Here is a 17002-nt window from a genome sequence, read left to right on the forward strand (position 1 = left end):
ACTATGGCAGATTACTATACTGAGCAAGATCGAACCCAAGCCCTGTTAGGCATCTACCAGGTCGCTAAATGCGTTTATGATATTGCGACCACCGGCAAACATGATGAACTCGCCTTTAAAACCGCGATTAACTCGCTATTTATCATGAATCCCGATGATACGCTGGATGTTTATGGCGGTGATATTGAAAATTTACAGATTGGGATTTCGACTCTGCTTGCTCAAATGGGTAGCAACTCCACGGAAGAACTGCGTAATTTAGAAATTACCCGTTATGCCATTAATCTGATTACCCTTGAGCGCAGTGTGCAACAAACCGATGGCATACTTGCTTCTATCGCACAGGGGTTGTCACAGGCCGAAAAACAACGCTTGCTGTTTGATGATTTTCACGAAAATGTGATTGCCTCTCTCGCTAATGTTTACACCAAAAATGTCAGCGAACTGTCACCGCGAATTATGGTTAAGGGCCAGCACGGTCATTTACAAAACCCACAGAATGCCAACAAAATTCGTGCCTTACTGCTGGCGGGAATTCGCTCTGCCATTTTATGGCGTCAGTGTGGAGGGAGCCGTTGGAAATTACTGTGGAGCCGCAAAAAGATTTTGCGCTTAACCCAGTCTATGCATCGCCCGAAAAACGACGGTAATAACGACGGCGAAAGCCTGTTCCGCCGCCACTAACAACCACAACCAGGCCTGCTTAGCGCAGGCGCTTGGCCATAACACCATCGTAATGACTGATCATGCCACGATAAAGTTGCGGCAATTCAGGCACTACAGAATTTTGAACCGCTTCAAGCGTCATAAGTTCGCGTTGCCAGGCCTGCAATTTCGGTAAACCTTCCAACACATCTAATTGGCAATGGGATTTTAATAGTTCAAAGCGCATTAACATCGGAGCATAGGCCGCATCAATCAAATTGAATTGCTCGCCATTAAAAAAGCGCTGTCCCGAATGCACCTGCTCCAAACGCTCTAATAAACTCCGGATGGAGCTGACAATAGTGTCGCAGGCCTGCTGATCTTTTTCGTGCACTATGCCATGCAAACCATTCATACCCATCAACTCGCCTCCAAACGCAATCCAGGCGCGGTTTTGGGCTTTCAACAACAAGTCGTCAGGATGCAAACTCGGGGGCGTAATCTCGTCAACATATTCTTGAATTACGGACGATTCAAACAACACTTGATCATCATTTACCTGCATCACTGGCACTTTGCCAAGCGGCGATAAGACTTTAAACCAAGCGGGTGGATTATTAAGGTCAATATACTCAATTTCGTAAGGCACGCCCTTTGCCAGCAGGGTAATCACGGTACGCTGTACATAAGGGCACAATTTAAAACTAATGAGTTTGAGTTTGGGTAGCGTATTTGTAGATGTATTTATAGACATAGTAGACACCTCGTAACCGGTTAAGGCCAGTATATTGTGAGATTAAATACGGTCGCTTTTGACCAGATGTTGAAATTTTTCTAATAGGGTTTGTTGCGATTCAATATGGGCAGGATCGGTAATAATTACGTCAATCGGGCAAACGCTAATGCAAGTCGGCTTATCGTAAAAACCCACGCATTCTGTGCATAAATCAGGGTTGATTTCATAAACCTTCTCACCCATCGAAATCGCTTGGTTAGGGCATTCTGGCTCGCACATATCACAGTTAATACAACCGGATAAAATTTTCAGTGCCATAACTTTATGCCCTCAACCCTCTCACCGCTTATACCGGCGCCGCTACCACGGCTTGATCCTGTGATTTGTCAGCCTTGTCACGAACTGGATCACCGCCCCAACTTTCGTTACGCATTAACAAACCAAACACCAGCACATCCGGTGACAAGCTTTTGAATGGATTAGGAATTTTGGCAATCCACCCCGAACCCAGCGCGGCTTCAATGGCATGATTATGCTTATCCAGCATCTGATCAAGCACCATAGTCATGTTACCAGCCGGGGTCATAATTTCAATCGAATCGCCAACACAGAATTTATTTTTCACATCAATCGTCAACCAGTCATCGTTAGAGTCAATGACCTCACCAACAAAGCGCTGGTACTCTGACTTAGAAACACCGTAGTCATAGTTTTGATATTCTGAGTGCACGTGACGGCGAAGGAAGCCTTCGGTGTAACCACGGCTGGCTAAACCATCCAGTTGTAATAACAAATCCGGATCAAAGGGTTTACCAACAGCGGCATCATCAATCGCCTTGCGATACACCTGGGCGGTACGCGCAACATAGTAATGGGACTTGGTTCGTCCTTCGATTTTTAACGAATGAACGCCCATTTTGACTAGGTCAGGAATCAACTCCACAGCACGCAAGTCTTTTGAATTCATGATGTAAGTGCCATGCTCATCCTCAAACGCCGGCATCAATTCACCCGGACGTCCCTGTTCTTCAAGCAACCAAACCCGATCCGTCGTTTCACCCTCACCCAAAGTAGGCTCGGGTTTTTCTAAGGTATTAACGGTTGGCGCTGGGCGCTCGGTAGTGCCGGTCAAATCAGTAATACGCTCCACACCGACTACGTCACCGGCGGCATTTTCTTTACCTTCATAGGTATTGTAATTCCAACGACAGGCGTTGGTGCAAGTCCCCTGATTGGCATCGCGTTTATTAATGTAGCCTGACAATAAACAGCGACCGGAATAGGCAATACATAAGGCGCCATGAACAAATACTTCTAATTCCATTTCCGGCACTTGTTCACGAATTTCAGCGATTTCCTGCACTGATAACTCGCGTGATAGCACCACTCGGGTAATGCCCATTTGATGCCAAAACTTCACAGTTGCCCAGTTCACCGCATTGGATTGCACCGACAAATGAATTTCTTGCTGAGGGAAATGCTCACGCACCATCATAATCATGCCCGGATCAGACATAATTAAGGCATCTGGCTGCATGTTAATCACCGGCTCAATATCCTTTAAAAAGGTTTTAAGCTTGGAATTATGAGCGGCGATATTGGTTACCACATAAAACTTTTTGCCCAGCTCATGCGCACGGGCAATTCCTTTTGCCAGATTATCATGATCAAATTCATTGTTACGCACACGCAAACTATAACGTGGCTGACCGGCATAAACAGCGTCAGCACCATAAGCAAAGGCATACTCCATGTTTTTCATGGTGCCTGCGGGTGATAAAAGCTCAGATTTAAACATGCGTGGTGTCCCCCAAAAAATACCCGACCTATTTTATCGGAAATTCTGTAATTTGTCTTGCCAGGCCTGGTATTTGTTAGCAATACTTAGTGCCGCATAAGCGGGACTGGGAGATACTACGCGGCATGGAGCCTAAAATAAAAACCCGCATAGCTGCGGGTTTGGGTAACACGGAAGCAAGACTATGACACGGTATAGCCACAGCTTAGCCCACTGAATTATCGATTTGCGTTGATAAACGCTAGGATAGCATCCACAGAATCAACATAGTTCTGCTCAACAATCGTCAAATTATCAAGTTTAACCAGGGTGACTCGCGCTTCTTCGCGTGGCAAGCTTTGAGTTAAATCGCCGTCACGGTCTAGTGCCATATTAAACTCATATTTTCGCATGGCAGGCATCGCAAATAAACGCGTGACCAGGGCGGGCATACGCGAAATATCCGCCACATACAGACCGTTGTATTGTGAAAAATCGGTGATACCAGCTTGATCAATTGCTGCTTTTACTAGCTTGGCACCATCATTATGATGACTGAAAATCATCCAGGTCACAGTATCCGTTAATGCCATATCGGCACCATGTTGATCTTGAAACTGAATAGGGTTTAATGTTTGGGCTTTGGCATAGGGTGCCAGCATCAGTAACAGACTTAAACCAACAACCTTGAATAGTGTCGCTTTCACGAACGTCTCCTTCACTTGAAATAAATATAACCTATGAGTGCATAAAATTTAACCTAGGTAAGCCTAAGGTTATTTCGTGTCCAGGTCAACCTGCTCACCCCAAAGATCATACTCATCTGCTGCAAATATCCTTACTTTTAACCGATCACCCGGTGAGAGCTCATGCCCTTCAGGAATAAATACCATGCCATCAATATCCGGTGCATCGGCTTGTGAACGAGCAATCGCCCCTTCTTCATCTACTTCGTCAACCAACACCTCAAAAACACGACCTATTTTAGCCTGCATCTTTTGCGCACTAATCGCCTGCTGGGTTTGCATAAAGCGGTCGTAGCGTTCTTGTTTGATATCATCCGGAATCTGTTCCGCAATATCGTTTGCAGCCGCACCTTCAACCGGCGAATATTGAAAACAACCGACCCGATCTAACTGTGCGGCCTCTAAAAAGTCTAATAACCGCTGGAACTCTGCCTCGGTTTCGCCCGGAAAACCGACAATAAAGGTCGAACGCAAGGTTAAATCCGGCACCTGCGCACGCCATTGCTGAATTCTTTCGAGCTGACGGTCAATGTTACCAGGACGGCGCATGGCTTTTAAGATACGCGGATCAGCGTGTTGCAGTGGCATATCGAGATAAGGCAAGACCTTCCCGTCCGCCATTAGCGGAATCACTTCTTCCACATTCGGATAGGGATAGACATAATGCAAACGCACCCAAACCCCCATGTCGCCAAGTGCTTTGACCAGACCGGTCATGGACGTTTTTACCGGCTGACCATTCCAAAAAGCCAGTTTGTGTTTCACATCAACACCATAGGCGGAGGTGTCTTGCGAAATGACCAACAGTTCTTGCACGCCGGCTTCGACTAAGCGCTTTGCTTCATCCAACACCTCTTCCACTGGGCGGCTAACCAACTTACCACGCATCGATGGAATAATACAAAACGAACAACTGTGATTACAGCCTTCGGATATTTTTAGATAGGCATAATGACGTGGCGTAAGTTTGATACCCTGCGGCGGCACTAGATCCACGAAAGGATTATGCTCGGGTGGCGCAACAACATCATGCACCGCACTCAACACTGTTTCATAGGCCTGTGGACCAGACACAGATAACACCTGTGGATAGTGTTTTAAGATTTCCTCGTCACGCGCACCCAAGCAACCGGTCACAATCACCTTACCGTTTTCACGCAGTGCCTCACCTATCGCATCCAAAGACTCTTGTACCGCTGAATCAATAAAACCACAGGTATTAACAATGACAGTGTCCGCCCCTTCATAAGAGCTGGTTAACTCATAACCCTCACTGCGTAATTGCGTCAGGATGCGTTCGGAGTCAACGGTGGCTTTTGGACATCCTAAACTGACAACACCGACTTTTGGCTGGCGGAGGGATACTGCGGTACTCATAATTCGATTCTCGATAGGGCTAAAAATAGCCACTATTGTAACCCAACTCGTGTTTTTATGGCGGCAGCATCTCTAGTTTCTGCAGTGTGATTACATGCACTAGATATAGAAGGCGCTATCATTTGCATCGCTCGCTCCAGTGTTGGAATAAAGTCCACCGAGTTTGTAGCATAGTTGATATCACCCAACCATTTTGATTGTGTAAAAACCAACTCACCATTGATTGGGCCGGTGGTTGATAAATGATACACGCCTAATCCCATGCTTTTGTTAGCTTGGGTTTGCTCAAAATTCAATGAACGCTCACAGACTTCCTGCGCTATCAAACCGCCCAAATCTGCAATTAATATCCAATTTGCACACTTAGTAAATGAAGCTAAAACTGGAAAAGGTTGTTGTTGAAAAAAACTAGCCCGTGTGGACGCCATGTCCGTCGATAACTGCACTACTGAACCCACTCGCTGTGATTTTGATGCCGTAATAAGCTGACCTAAAGCTTGACCCACCAACAATTCAGGATGGGCAATAATGATATTGTTTGCTGTCATGAACTACTCCTTAAGTACGTATAATAACTGATAAAAGTCAAGATCTACGCGTTTAAGTTAAGTAAAAAATGAATTCTACGCACTTACACCTCAGTTAATTCAATCACATTTAAATCCGGATCATAAAAAAACAGCGCTGAACGCCCAGACTGACTGACTTTGTAGGCGATCTTGTGCTCAGCCAAACGTGTCATGGTCGACTCTAAATTAGCAACACTGAGTGCTAAATGGCGATCACGGCCAAGATGAAGCGGTCTCGGTACGTCATGATATGGATCATCTACGGCTAGTAAATGCAGGGTTTGACCGCCACCTAAATCCAGCCAGTAACCCGGAAAATCCAAGTTGGGTCGCTTGACTAAGGTCAGGCCTAGTACGGATTGATAAAATTCTCGTGCCGCTTCAACATCACTAACAATAAAACTGACATGATTGATACCTTTGACCATGATTGTCTCCTGCGATTAAGCTTTTCGGTTATTTATGATCAATGTTACAATAGGGAATCACATTTAATTTTAAATTCTAGTTAACTAGGGATTGTTATGTCTAACCAATTACAACTAATCATTGAAGCGGCGTTTGAGCGTCGTGCTGAAATCACGCCAAAAAATGTCGATGCTGAAACCAAACAGGCTATCCAAGAAACCCTACATTTACTAGACTCAGGCAAAATGCGTGTTGCCGAACGTCAAGGCGTGGGTCAATGGACTGTTAACGAATGGTTGAAAAAAGCTGTTCTGCTCTCATTCCGCACCGAAGATAATGTTGTAATGAACTCATCTGAAACCCGTTATTTTGATAAAGTGCCTTCTAAGTTTGCTGACTACTCACAAGCTGATTTTGAAGCCGCTGGTGTACGCGTGGTACCACCAGCGATGGCGCGTCGTGGTTCGTATATCGCACCGAGCACCGTCTTAATGCCTTCATACGTTAACATTGGTGCCTATGTTGATAGTGGCACAATGGTCGACACCTGGGTAACCGTTGGCTCTTGTGCGCAAATCGGTAAAAACGTGCATTTATCCGGTGGTGTGGGCATCGGCGGCGTATTAGAACCCTTGCAAGCGGCCCCAACCATTATCGAAGACAACTGCTTTATCGGTGCCCGTTCTGAAGTAGTAGAAGGCGTGATTGTTGAAGAAGGCTCGGTGATTTCAATGGGTGTTTACATTGGTCAATCGACTCGCATTTATGACCGCGAAACAGGCGAAATCCACTATGGCCGCGTACCCGCTGGCTCGGTCGTCGTATCCGGTAACTTGCCCTCTAAAGATGGCAAGTACAGTCTCTACTGTGCGGTCATCGTTAAAAAAGTCGATGCCAAAACGCTTGGCAAAGTCGGCATTAACGAACTACTTCGCGATATTTAATTTCTATAACCGCTTAGGTGTAGCATTTAACACCTAAGCGACACTCGAGGCCGCCTATGACTCTCTACGGCATTGCCAATTGCGACACAGTACGCAAAGCTAAAAAACTGCTCGAACAGCACGGGCACTCTTTGACCTTTCATGATCTTCGTAAAGAGGGTTTAACCCCGCCAATGATCCAGACCTGGTTAAAGGACGTCAATTACGCGGATTTAATAAACAAACGCAGTACCAGCTGGAAAGGCTTATCACCCGAACAGCAAAAGGCCGTCGACGCACAAGACTTGGATTTGGTCTGCCAATTTCCTACCCTGATTAAACGCCCAATCCTAGCGACCGGTTCAAAGCTATTAGTCGGTTTTAATGCCAGCGAGTACCAACAACTATGAATTCATCTCAAACACCGACCATCCAGTTAGCGCAACAACTGCTACGCATTGATTCTGTGACCCCTGATGATAAGGGTTGTCAAACAATCATCGCTGATTATTTAGCCAAACTCGACTTTAATAACGAGTCGATGCCGTTTGGCGAAGTGACCAACCTTTGGTCTCGTCGTGGCCAAACAGGACCTTTAGTTGTGTTTGCTGGTCATACCGATGTCGTTCCCACAGGTCCAGTCGAAAAATGGCAATACCCGCCCTTTAGTGCCGAGATTGATGGCGATATGTTGTGCGCTCGCGGTGCCGCTGATATGAAAAGTGCCATTGCTTGCTTTATGGTGGCAACCGAACGTTTTGTCAAGGACTACCCAAACCATCCTGGCTCTATCGGTTTTTTAATTACCAGTGATGAAGAAGGCCCCGCTGTTAATGGCACCGTTAAAGTGATCGAAACCTTGGCAGCACGCCAAGAAAAAATTGACTACTGCTTAGTGGGCGAACCCTCAAGTGACAAAAAATTGGGTGATTCCATTAAAAATGGTCGCCGTGGTTCGCTTAATGCCACCTTAACCATTAAAGGTGTCCAGGGGCATATTGCCTATCCACAACTGGCTGACAACCCGGTACATAAAGCGCTGCCTGCATTAGCCGCTTTAACCGCCATTGAATGGGATCAAGGCAATGCCTATTTTCCGCCGACATCACTGCAAATTTCCAATGTCCGGGCCGGTACCGGTGCTACTAATGTCATCCCGGGTGACTTGCAGGTTATGTTTAACTTTCGCTTCTCAACCGAACACACTCCAGAGAGTTTAAAAGCTGGAGTTGAGGCTTGCCTAGCGCCCTTCAATTTGGATTATGAAATTAGCTGGAATTTATCAGGTTTACCTTTTGTAACACCAGCTGAGGGCGAGCTGATTCAAGCAACCAGTGATGCGATTGCTCATTGCTTAGGTTACCGACCCACCCTATCAACAGCAGGCGGCACATCTGATGGGCGATTTATTGCACCAACTGGCGCCGAGGTTATTGAATTTGGACCACTTAATGATACGATTCATAAGCTCAATGAACGGGTGAGCTTGTCAGATCTTAATAAACTAACCGAGGTTTATTATCACATTCTTATTAATTTATTAATGAAGGCGGCGTAAATGGAAACTCCAGGCTGGGTTACGGCTTTATTAATTTTTGTGCAGATTGCGGCCGTTGTCGGCTTTGCTTGGCTGGTTTGGCCAATGATTCGGGATGAAAAATGGAAAGAAAAATTCATCAAAAACAAACAAGCGCTGTCGCTAATTATTGTTTTTGTATTAATTTTTCTATTTATTTTTGGCATGACCGCGGCGTTTAATATTTTATTTCCGCCGCAAACACTTTACTAACCTGTTTATTTAACAATAAATTTTGCGAGGATATATGAGCGCTGATTTAATCACTCCCCCTATGGATGTTATAGCTCAAACGACATGGGGCAAAGAACTATCAAATGCCGAACTTGATCTGCTGGTTCAATTATCAGAACCCGCTGATTACGGTCAAAATGAGATTGTATTTCAGGCTGATAGTAAAGATGACACACTATATATTTTGCTAGCAGGCAAATTAGAAGTTGTTAAGAATGCTGGCTTAAAAAGTGAAATGGTTTTATCAACCCTAAAACCGGGTGCGCTTGCCGGTGAATTGAGCTTTATCGATGGCGATGCCCACACTTTAACCTTGCGTGCTCAAAGACAGGCTCAGGTGTTAAAGCTAAAACGCAGCGACTTCGAACCCCTAATCGATAGCCAGCCTAGACTAGTATTTAACCTGATGCGTGGTATTTTGCGCGCATCCCACCAGCTTCAACGTGATATGAATGCACAGTTTATGGAAATGAGTCGTTTTGTAACGAATCAATACATGGGTTAATTTAAAAGTTGATCACAAGCAGGCCTGCTAATCGCTCGGTTAGCCGGCTTGTGCTTGATGACAGCGCCAAGCATAGCCAAGATAGGCAACGATCCCGACAATTAAAATCACTGACGTCCACAACCATCCTAAAGCCAAATTAAACGCAAAAACCACTAGCACCGCAAAGGGTGTAAAGTAGCGTAAACTCGTGTCAAAGAATTGTTGAAACAGCTGATTAGAAAAGTACAACACCTCTGCCCGCTTTGATTTTTGCCAGGTCCAAGCTGCAAACACCGCAATCAACAACCCACCCAACGGCAACATCAAACTCGATGTTAAAAAGTCCAGCGTAGCAAACACATTGCGCTCGCCAAAGATATAAACACTTTCCCAATAATTAAACGATAACACGGTGCCTAAGCCAATAAACCAAGTAAACGCACCCAATAAAGCGGTCGCTTGCGCACGACTATAACGCCCTCGCTGCTCTAACCAACTAACCGCCGGCTCCAGTAATGATATGGCTGATGATAACGCCGCCATCACCACCAGTAGAAAGAATAAACTGCCAAAAACCCAACCACCGGCCATTTGACCAAAGGCTATGGGTAGGGTTTGAAACAGCAGACCTGGTCCTGCTCCAGGTTCCAAGGCATTAGCAAAGACGATTGAAAAAATAATTAAGCCCGCCATAATCGCGATCAAGGTATCCATCACCACAATCCAAACACTGGCCTGGACGATCGACATCTTACGACCCACATAAGCCCCGTAAGCCATCATCGTACCTAAACCGATACTCAAGGTGAAAAAGGCGTGCCCCATGGCGACCAATACCGCATTCCAAGTCAATTGACTAAAATCGGCACGAAACATAAAGCTGACACTTTGACCAAAACTGCCGGTCATAGTGGCATAGCCCAGCAACACTAATAGAATCATCAGCAGACCTGGCATCATAAAATTAATCGCTTTTTCCAGACCAGCCCGCACACCACGCGCTACAATTAATAGAGTGAACAGCATAAATAGCGTATGCCAAAAACCGAGCACCCACGGACTGGCGACTTCGCTATTAAACAATGTTTGAGCTTCATTCGCATCCATGGCCAAAAAACCACCTTGCAAACTTTTAAAAAAATAAGCCAAAGCCAAACCCGCAATGACGGTATAAAAAGACAAAATCAGCAGGCCTGCAATCACACCGTTAATCCCCAAACCTGTCCAGGCTTTCGAGGCATTATTATTTAGCGCATTATTGCGCATCGCTTGCACAGGATTAGCTTTACCTGCCCGCCCCAAACTAATCTCCGCAATCAATATAGGCAAACCAATTAAAAAAATACACGCCAAATAAACGATTACAAAGGCGCCACCGCCATTATCGCCAGCAATGTAAGGAAATTTCCAAATATTGCCCAAGCCAACCGCTGAACCCACAGCTGCCATAATAAATACCCATTGTGACGACCAAGCGGGAATGGAAACTTTCGTTCGAGCCATGGCTTTTCCTTTATAATAAATTTACTTTTAACAGCATTTTATAACAAGTTTATGCGGACATGCACATTCAAGCTAACTTCCCCCTAACACAACTGAATACGTTTAGTATTAAAGCCAAAACCCGCTATCTGGTTGAAGTGGATAAACAGAGCGATATTCGTACCCTTCGATCCGACCCAAAATTGGCCTCACTGCCTTGGACAATTATGGGTGATGGTAGCAATATTTTGCTGACCCATGATATCGAAGGAGTCGTAGTCCGTTGTCGTTTCAGTAAAGTTAAAATTGTTAAAGAAGATGATGATGGCGTATGGTTATCTGTAGGGGCCGGCATGAACTGGCATGACTTAGTCGAATATACCGTTGACCAGGGCTGGTGGGGCTTAGAAAATTTGGCTTATATCCCTGGAACCGTAGGGGCGGCACCGGTACAAAATATTGGTGCCTATGGTGCCGAAGCCCGCGATACCATTACCCGAGTGCAGGCATTGAATATTTTTGATGGCGAACGGATGGAGTTTCGTAATAATGACTGTGAATTTGGCTATCGCAGTAGTGTCTTTAAGAAAGATTTTCAAAACCGCTTGCTGTTACATCGGGTCACTTTTCGGTTACGCAAACGTCATGCCGGGCAAGCCAATCTCGTTTACGACCCGCTAAAGTTAGCCATACAAGCTCTTGATAAGACCGACCTAGCACCGCGAGATGTATTTGAAGCGGTCATTGCGATTCGCAAAAAACGCCTTCCAGATCCTCGTTACATGGGCAATGCCGGTAGTTTCTTCAAGAATCCAATCATTAGCAGCGACTATTTTGATACCCTTCAAAGCGAGTTCACGACTAGCATTCCTCATCACCGCACGCTTGACGGGCAGATCAAGGTGCCTGCCGCTTGGTTAATTGAACGTAGCGGTGCTAATCAGCTAACCGAAGGGCGTGCCGCCGTATCAGACAAGCACGCACTGGTTCTGGTTAATTTAGGCGGGGCTTCCGGTTCTGATGTGCTTAAACTCGCCCATAAGGTTCAAGATCAAGTGATGTACCAATTTGGGATTCATTTGGAGCCGGAAGTCAATATTTTATAAACCCAATACTGGGTGCTGTAGCCTGTCTAAATCACGCTGAATCGCTTGCCGACGCGGATTAAAGTGAAGCTTGTCAAAACGTCCGGATAGCTTACGTCCATGTAGTCGAATCAAGCGTAATTGACGCAATGGTGCTGTTTCTGGTTCGGCCAACTGCTTCAATAAATCCGGTATGGCCGCTAACTCATTACACACCAACACTAAATCACAACCGGCATCCTGTGCCATTAACACCCGCTCAACTAAACTGCCTTGCGCAACAGCCGCCTGCATACCCAAGTCATCACTAATAATCGCGCCCTCAAAGCCCAGGCGTTCACGTAGCACGCGTTGTAGCCAAAAATGCGAAAAGCCAGCCGGCTGAGCATCACAATCACTATAAATCACATGCGCAGGCATAATTGCCGGCAAACCCGCTTCAATTAACGCTTTAAATGGCATCATATCTTGCGCATCGAGCGTTAAATAGGGACGATCATCCTTAGCAACACCTAGGTGGGTATCAACACTCACATAACCATGGCCTGGAAAATGTTTCCCGACGGCCGCCATACCCGCCGCCTGCATTCCTTTGTTAAAGGCCAATGCGAGCTCTGTAACGCCATAGGCTGTGCCACCAAATGCTCGATTACCAATAACTTGGTTGTGGCCATAATCCAAATCCAACACAGGTGCAAAACTCAAATCAATACCACAAGTTAATAATTCGGTGGCAGCCAACCAGCCCAGCTCTTCACTGAGTCTAAGCGCTTGCTGGTTATCAGTTTGATACTGATCACCTAAAAGACTCATCGGTGGCAGGCGAGTAAATCCGTCAGCAAATCGCTGGACACGCCCCCCTTCATGATCGACACCAATTAGTAGTCGTGGATGGCGAATAGCATGAATATCCGCGCATAAGGCTTGCAACTGCGCAACCGATGCAAAATTGCGTTGAAACAAAATCACCCCAGCCACCGCAGGGTGATTTAAATAGTTACGCTCTTGTTGTGTAAGCTGATGACCGGCTATACCTACCATCACAAAACCCAGCGTTGTAGTCACCCTTGCGCTCCTATGCTATTACAACTTGCGTCGTGAGGTTTCACGGACATCAAAACGATCTCGCAATCGATCACCTAAAATATTAATAGCCAAGACCATTAACAGCAAAGCCAACCCCGGAATCAATACGAGGTGCGGCGCCACCAAAAGATAGCGAGTGCCCTCTCGAATCATATTGCCCAGCGATGCCGCTGGCGGCTGTACCCCCAAGCCTAAAAAAGATAGCCCCGCTTCGGCAATGACCGCGCCAGCAAATCCAAAGGTGGCTTCTACCAATAAAGGCGCGCTGACTAAAGGCAAAATATGCCGTCGCATAATGGTGGGCGAGCCCACACCCAATGCTCGAGCGGCGGTCACATGCTCACGATTTTTTACGCTCAGTGTTTGTGCTCGCGTGAGTCGTGCAAAACCGACCCAGCCGACTGCGGCGAGAGCCATAATGACATTTTCAATACCCGGTCCTAAAACAGCGGCGAGCGCAATGGCTAATAGCAGGCCAGGGAAGGCTAAAAACACATCAATTACTTTAACCATAACACGATCAAACCAACCGCCTAAATAACCACTTAATAGCCCCAAACTAATTCCGATTAATGCCGAAAGGCTAACGACCCCTATAGCGACGAATAAAGACGTTTGCGCACCTAACATTAATCTTTGCCAAACCGATCTGCCTAACTCATCGTGCCCCAACCACTGTCCCGCATGGGGTGGCGTAAGCAACTGATCAAGATTGACGGCATTGGCCCCGTCACCCAAGCCGAACGCTAGCAACGCCATCAATACCCATAACGAAACTATGGCGAGCGCTAACTTGATCATGCTAAACGAATCCTTGGGTCTAGCCAGGCATAGACCAGCTCTGTTAGCGCATTGACCACAATATAGGCCAAACTGATAATTAAGATGCAGGCCTGCACCAGCGGATAATCGCGACGCTGAATCGATTCGACCAGCAATTGCCCCAAACCTGGCCAATCAAACACCACCTCGGTAATCACCGCGCCGCCCAATAACGTTCCCAACTGTAACCCTAAAATCGTTACCACTGGCAGCAAGGCATTGCGCAGGGCATGCACCCCGTAAACACGTACACCAGATAAACCCTTCGCCCGTGCGGTACGAATATAATCCTCATGCCAGACCTCCAATAAAGACGAACGCAGCATCCGCGCCAGAATGGCGGCTAAGGCCGTGCCAAGCGTTAGCGCAGGCAACACCCAAGCCAAGGGATGTGCGGCACCACTCACCGGTAGCCAACCCAACACAATCGCAAATAGCAGAATAAATAATGGACCCAACCAAAAGTTGGGAATGGACACGCCCAAAAGCGAAATAGACATCGCGGCATAATCTGGCCAACGACCGGCATAAAAAGCCGCAATCATGCCCAAGGGAAAGGCAATAAACACAGCGATTAGCAACGCCATTACCGCTAAATAAGCGGTTAAGGGAATACGCTCCGCCAAAATTTGACTTACGGGCTGTTCAAAATACAGCGATTGGCCTAAATCCAGCTGTAACAAACCGCCAAAATATTGAACATATTGCACCCATAAAGGTTGATCCAAGCCCAGTTGTGCCCGTAAAGCCGCTTCATCAGCAGGACTTGCCCACTCGCCCAACATCACCGCAACAGGATCGCCAGGCACCAGATGGATTAACAAGAACACCAGGCTACTGACAACCCAAGTAACAAGCAGCGTTGATAATAATAGACGGCTTAAGTATCCGGTCATGGACTATTGCTCACAAGGTAATCCTCACCAAAGTACCGCAATCCACGCGGTCAAATAACTCGACCAGGTCGCTATTACGCATTCGGATACATCCATGGGAGGCAGGGATACCCATCGGCTCGGTATCAGGCGTGCCATGAATATAGATATAGCGATGAAAAGTATCAACCGAGCCCAAGCGATTAATTCCGGGCTCACAACCACATAGCCATAAAATACGGCTTAAAATCCAATCACGATCGGGATAAGCTTGGGCTAAGGTTGGCGAATAGATTTCGCCCGTCGGTCGACGTGCCACAAAAACGCTATTTATTGGGGCGTTATGACCAATTTTGGCACGAATATAATGTTGTCCTAGCGGGGTTTGCAAACTGCCTTGTTGCTGCCCTACCCCGCGTTGTGCGGTACTAACAGGGAATTGAGCCACGATTGTTTCGTTGACCAAAAGTTGCAACTGCTGAGTGGCAATCTGGATTAGGATCGTTGATGGCACCGGACTGCTCTCACGCTATGTTCTCTTGATAGCCACTGGTGATGGGATAGCGACGGTCACGACCAAAAGCACGCATTGATACCTTAATGCCGGGTGCCGCCTGACGCCGTTTGTATTCATTACGCTGAATCATCGACACAATACGTTCAATGGTAGCGGCATCGGCTAAACCAGCTGCCAGCATCTCGCTCGGTGACAAATCTTGTTCAACATAGGCGGCAATAATTTGATCCAACACCGCATAATCGGGTAACGAATCTTGATCACATTGGTCGGGACGTAACTCTGCTGATGGCGGACGAGTAATAACTCGCTCAGGAATAACTTCTGCAAGCCGATTACGATAGCGCGCTAAACGATAAACCAGAGTCTTAGGCACATCTTTAAGCGGCGAAAATCCACCGACCATATCGCCATAAAGTGTGCTGTAACCTACGGCCGACTCGCTTTTATTGCTGGTCGCCAACACCAAAGCACCAGAACGATTAGACAGCGCCATCAACAAGGTACCACGGATGCGGGCTTGCAAATTCTCAGCAGTAATATCAGTTGGCGGCGCACCTAACACCGGGGTTAATAATTGATCATAGGCATCATATATCGGTGCAATGGGTAACTGCTCAAACGCCACCCCTAACAACTCAGCTTGAGCTTGAGCATCTTCAATACTGATTTGAGCTGTATAGTGAAATGGCATCATGACCGCGGTCACTTTATCGGCACCCAGAGCATCAACGGCTAAGGCCAAGGTCAGTGCCGAGTCTATACCGCCTGACAAACCTAACAACACTCCTTTAAAGCCATTTTTCAGCACATAATCGCGAATACCTAGCTGTAAGGCTTGATAAACGCGCGCCTCATCTTTTGGTATCTGCGAAAAACAGCGCATACCTCCACGCAATTCCAGCTCAGCTTGGCCGGCATCAACACAAACAGTAAGCGGGTATAACCCCGAAACAAATGCTTCGCCTTGACACACCAGCTTTCCCGCGCTCGACATAGCAAATGAGCCCCCATCAAACACCAGTTCATCTTGACCACCCACCTGGTTAACATAAATAATCGGCAGGCCGGCTTCTACGATGCGAGTTCGCACCACCGCCAGTCGATCTTCATGCTTATCACTATTAAAGGGCGACGCATTAAGCGCCAAGACCATTTGAGCACCTGCGGCTTTGGCCGCCGCAATCGGTTGAGGATGCCAAACATCTTCACAGACGACTAACCCAACGTTTAAACCTTGCCAATGAACAACAACCGCCTCGGCACCTGGGGTGAAATAACGCTCTTCATCAAACACGCTATAATTTGGCAACACCTGCTTGGCATAACGCGCCACTAATTGTCCGCCCTCTAACCAAACTGCGCCATTGAAACGCTCACCCGCTTCGTCACACCAGGGCGCACCCAAAACAACCACACAGTCAGCTGTTTGTTGCGCAATCTGCACTAAAGCGGCATCAACTTGCCGATATAAATCATCTCGTAATAACAAGTCTTCCGGCGGATAGCCGGTCAAAGCGAGCTCTGAAAACACCACCATTTCCGCTTGATGCAAATCCTTAGCTTGTGCCACGCTGGTTAGAATCAACTGCGTATTGCCGGCAATATCACCTACCAACGGATTAATTTGCGCCATGACAATGACTGGATTTGGCAT

20 protein-coding genes are annotated in these 17002 nt (G+C 46.7%); 7 read left to right on the plus strand and 13 right to left on the minus strand.

Translation table 11 applies throughout. The annotated features are described in order from the left end of the window. Nucleotides 1-3 precede the first annotated feature (3 nt). A complete protein-coding gene (hflD, locus tag THICY_RS05635; RefSeq protein ID WP_013835650.1) occupies nucleotides 4-684 on the plus strand; it encodes a high frequency lysogenization protein HflD in 681 nt (226 codons plus the stop codon). A 19-nt stretch (nucleotides 685-703) separates the two neighbouring features. Here hflD and THICY_RS05640 read toward each other — a convergent pair whose 3' ends face one another. The 7 genes from THICY_RS05640 to THICY_RS05670 all read right to left on the minus strand — a co-directional run bounded on the left by THICY_RS05640 (nucleotide 704) and on the right by THICY_RS05670 (nucleotide 6278). Next, complete coding sequence (locus THICY_RS05640) at nucleotides 704-1399, minus strand: glutathione S-transferase family protein (protein ID WP_013835651.1); 696 nt, start codon at nucleotides 1397-1399, stop codon at nucleotides 704-706. Nucleotides 1400-1441: 42 nt separating this feature from the next. Beyond that, complete coding sequence (locus tag THICY_RS05645) at nucleotides 1442-1699, minus strand: YfhL family 4Fe-4S dicluster ferredoxin (RefSeq protein WP_013835652.1); 258 nt, start codon at nucleotides 1697-1699, stop codon at nucleotides 1442-1444. 28 nt (nucleotides 1700-1727) lie between these two features. Next, complete coding sequence (gene trhP / locus THICY_RS05650) at nucleotides 1728-3179, minus strand: prephenate-dependent tRNA uridine(34) hydroxylase TrhP (protein ID WP_013835653.1); 1452 nt, start codon at nucleotides 3177-3179, stop codon at nucleotides 1728-1730. A 218-nt stretch (nucleotides 3180-3397) separates the two neighbouring features. Then, on the minus strand, nucleotides 3398-3865 hold the full coding sequence (locus tag THICY_RS05655) for a hypothetical protein (protein WP_013835654.1): 468 nt from the start codon (nucleotides 3863-3865) through the stop codon (nucleotides 3398-3400). A 69-nt stretch (nucleotides 3866-3934) separates the two neighbouring features. Further along, on the minus strand, nucleotides 3935-5281 hold the full coding sequence (gene rimO / locus THICY_RS05660; RefSeq protein ID WP_013835655.1) for a 30S ribosomal protein S12 methylthiotransferase RimO: 1347 nt from the start codon (nucleotides 5279-5281) through the stop codon (nucleotides 3935-3937). Nucleotides 5282-5313: 32 nt separating this feature from the next. Further along, nucleotides 5314-5829, minus strand: coding sequence for a hypothetical protein (locus THICY_RS05665; protein WP_013835656.1), 516 nt, complete (start codon nucleotides 5827-5829; stop codon nucleotides 5314-5316). An 83-nt stretch (nucleotides 5830-5912) separates the two neighbouring features. Further along, a complete protein-coding gene (locus THICY_RS05670; RefSeq protein ID WP_013835657.1) occupies nucleotides 5913-6278 on the minus strand; it encodes a VOC family protein in 366 nt (121 codons plus the stop codon). A gap of 96 nt (nucleotides 6279-6374) precedes the next feature. Between THICY_RS05670 and dapD the strand changes: the two genes are divergently transcribed. Genes dapD through THICY_RS05695 form a run of 5 tightly spaced genes read left to right on the plus strand, consistent with a single transcriptional unit; the run spans nucleotide 6375 to nucleotide 9496 of the window. Continuing rightward, complete coding sequence (dapD, locus tag THICY_RS05675) at nucleotides 6375-7202, plus strand: 2,3,4,5-tetrahydropyridine-2,6-dicarboxylate N-succinyltransferase (protein ID WP_013835658.1); 828 nt, start codon at nucleotides 6375-6377, stop codon at nucleotides 7200-7202. A 56-nt stretch (nucleotides 7203-7258) separates the two neighbouring features. Next, entirely contained in the window at nucleotides 7259-7591 is a 333-nt protein-coding gene (locus THICY_RS05680) for a Spx/MgsR family RNA polymerase-binding regulatory protein (RefSeq protein ID WP_013835659.1), read from the plus strand. Continuing rightward, nucleotides 7588-8739, plus strand: coding sequence for a succinyl-diaminopimelate desuccinylase (gene dapE, locus THICY_RS05685; protein WP_013835660.1), 1152 nt, complete (start codon nucleotides 7588-7590; stop codon nucleotides 8737-8739). Before THICY_RS05680 ends, dapE begins: the two co-directional genes overlap by 4 nt. Further along, the gene (locus THICY_RS05690; protein ID WP_013835661.1) at nucleotides 8740-8970 is read left to right on the plus strand and encodes a hypothetical protein; all 231 of its coding nucleotides are present in this window, start codon (nucleotides 8740-8742) and stop codon (nucleotides 8968-8970) included. It abuts the gene before it with no gap. Between the two features lie 34 nt (nucleotides 8971-9004). After that, entirely contained in the window at nucleotides 9005-9496 is a 492-nt protein-coding gene (locus THICY_RS05695; RefSeq protein ID WP_013835662.1) for a cyclic nucleotide-binding domain-containing protein, read from the plus strand. A 39-nt stretch (nucleotides 9497-9535) separates the two neighbouring features. Here the strand turns inward: THICY_RS05695 and THICY_RS05700 are convergent, their stop codons facing one another. Further along, complete coding sequence (locus tag THICY_RS05700; RefSeq protein ID WP_013835663.1) at nucleotides 9536-10981, minus strand: sodium-dependent transporter; 1446 nt, start codon at nucleotides 10979-10981, stop codon at nucleotides 9536-9538. A gap of 59 nt (nucleotides 10982-11040) precedes the next feature. On the opposite strand from THICY_RS05700, the gene murB reads away from it, so the two are divergent. Continuing rightward, a complete protein-coding gene (gene murB, locus THICY_RS05705; protein ID WP_013835664.1) occupies nucleotides 11041-12066 on the plus strand; it encodes a UDP-N-acetylmuramate dehydrogenase in 1026 nt (341 codons plus the stop codon). Here murB and nagZ read toward each other — a convergent pair. Genes nagZ through THICY_RS05730 form a run of 5 tightly spaced genes read right to left on the minus strand, consistent with a single transcriptional unit; the run spans nucleotide 12061 to nucleotide 17002 of the window. Further along, entirely contained in the window at nucleotides 12061-13110 is a 1050-nt protein-coding gene (nagZ, locus tag THICY_RS05710) for a beta-N-acetylhexosaminidase (protein ID WP_013835665.1), read from the minus strand. The genes murB and nagZ overlap by 6 nt on opposite strands. A gap of 18 nt (nucleotides 13111-13128) precedes the next feature. Continuing rightward, nucleotides 13129-13932 carry an ABC transporter permease gene (locus tag THICY_RS05715; RefSeq protein ID WP_013835666.1) on the minus strand — a complete coding sequence of 268 codons (804 nt, stop codon included), beginning with the start codon at nucleotides 13930-13932 and terminating at the stop codon, nucleotides 13129-13131. Next, nucleotides 13929-14849 carry a nickel ABC transporter permease gene (nikB, locus tag THICY_RS05720; protein ID WP_013835667.1) on the minus strand — a complete coding sequence of 307 codons (921 nt, stop codon included), beginning with the start codon at nucleotides 14847-14849 and terminating at the stop codon, nucleotides 13929-13931. The genes THICY_RS05715 and nikB overlap by 4 nt, the downstream gene beginning before the upstream one ends. 10 nt (nucleotides 14850-14859) lie before the next feature. After that, nucleotides 14860-15342 (minus strand): L,D-transpeptidase, encoded by a 483-nt coding sequence (locus tag THICY_RS05725; protein ID WP_013835668.1) that lies wholly within the window; start codon nucleotides 15340-15342, stop codon nucleotides 14860-14862. 10 nt (nucleotides 15343-15352) lie between these two features. Next, a complete protein-coding gene (locus THICY_RS05730) occupies nucleotides 15353-17002 on the minus strand; it encodes an NAD+ synthase (protein WP_013835669.1) in 1650 nt (549 codons plus the stop codon).

This window comes from Thiomicrospira cyclica ALM1 (assembly GCF_000214825.1).
In the GTDB taxonomy this organism is placed as follows: domain Bacteria; phylum Pseudomonadota; class Gammaproteobacteria; order Thiomicrospirales; family Thiomicrospiraceae; genus Thiomicrospira; species Thiomicrospira cyclica.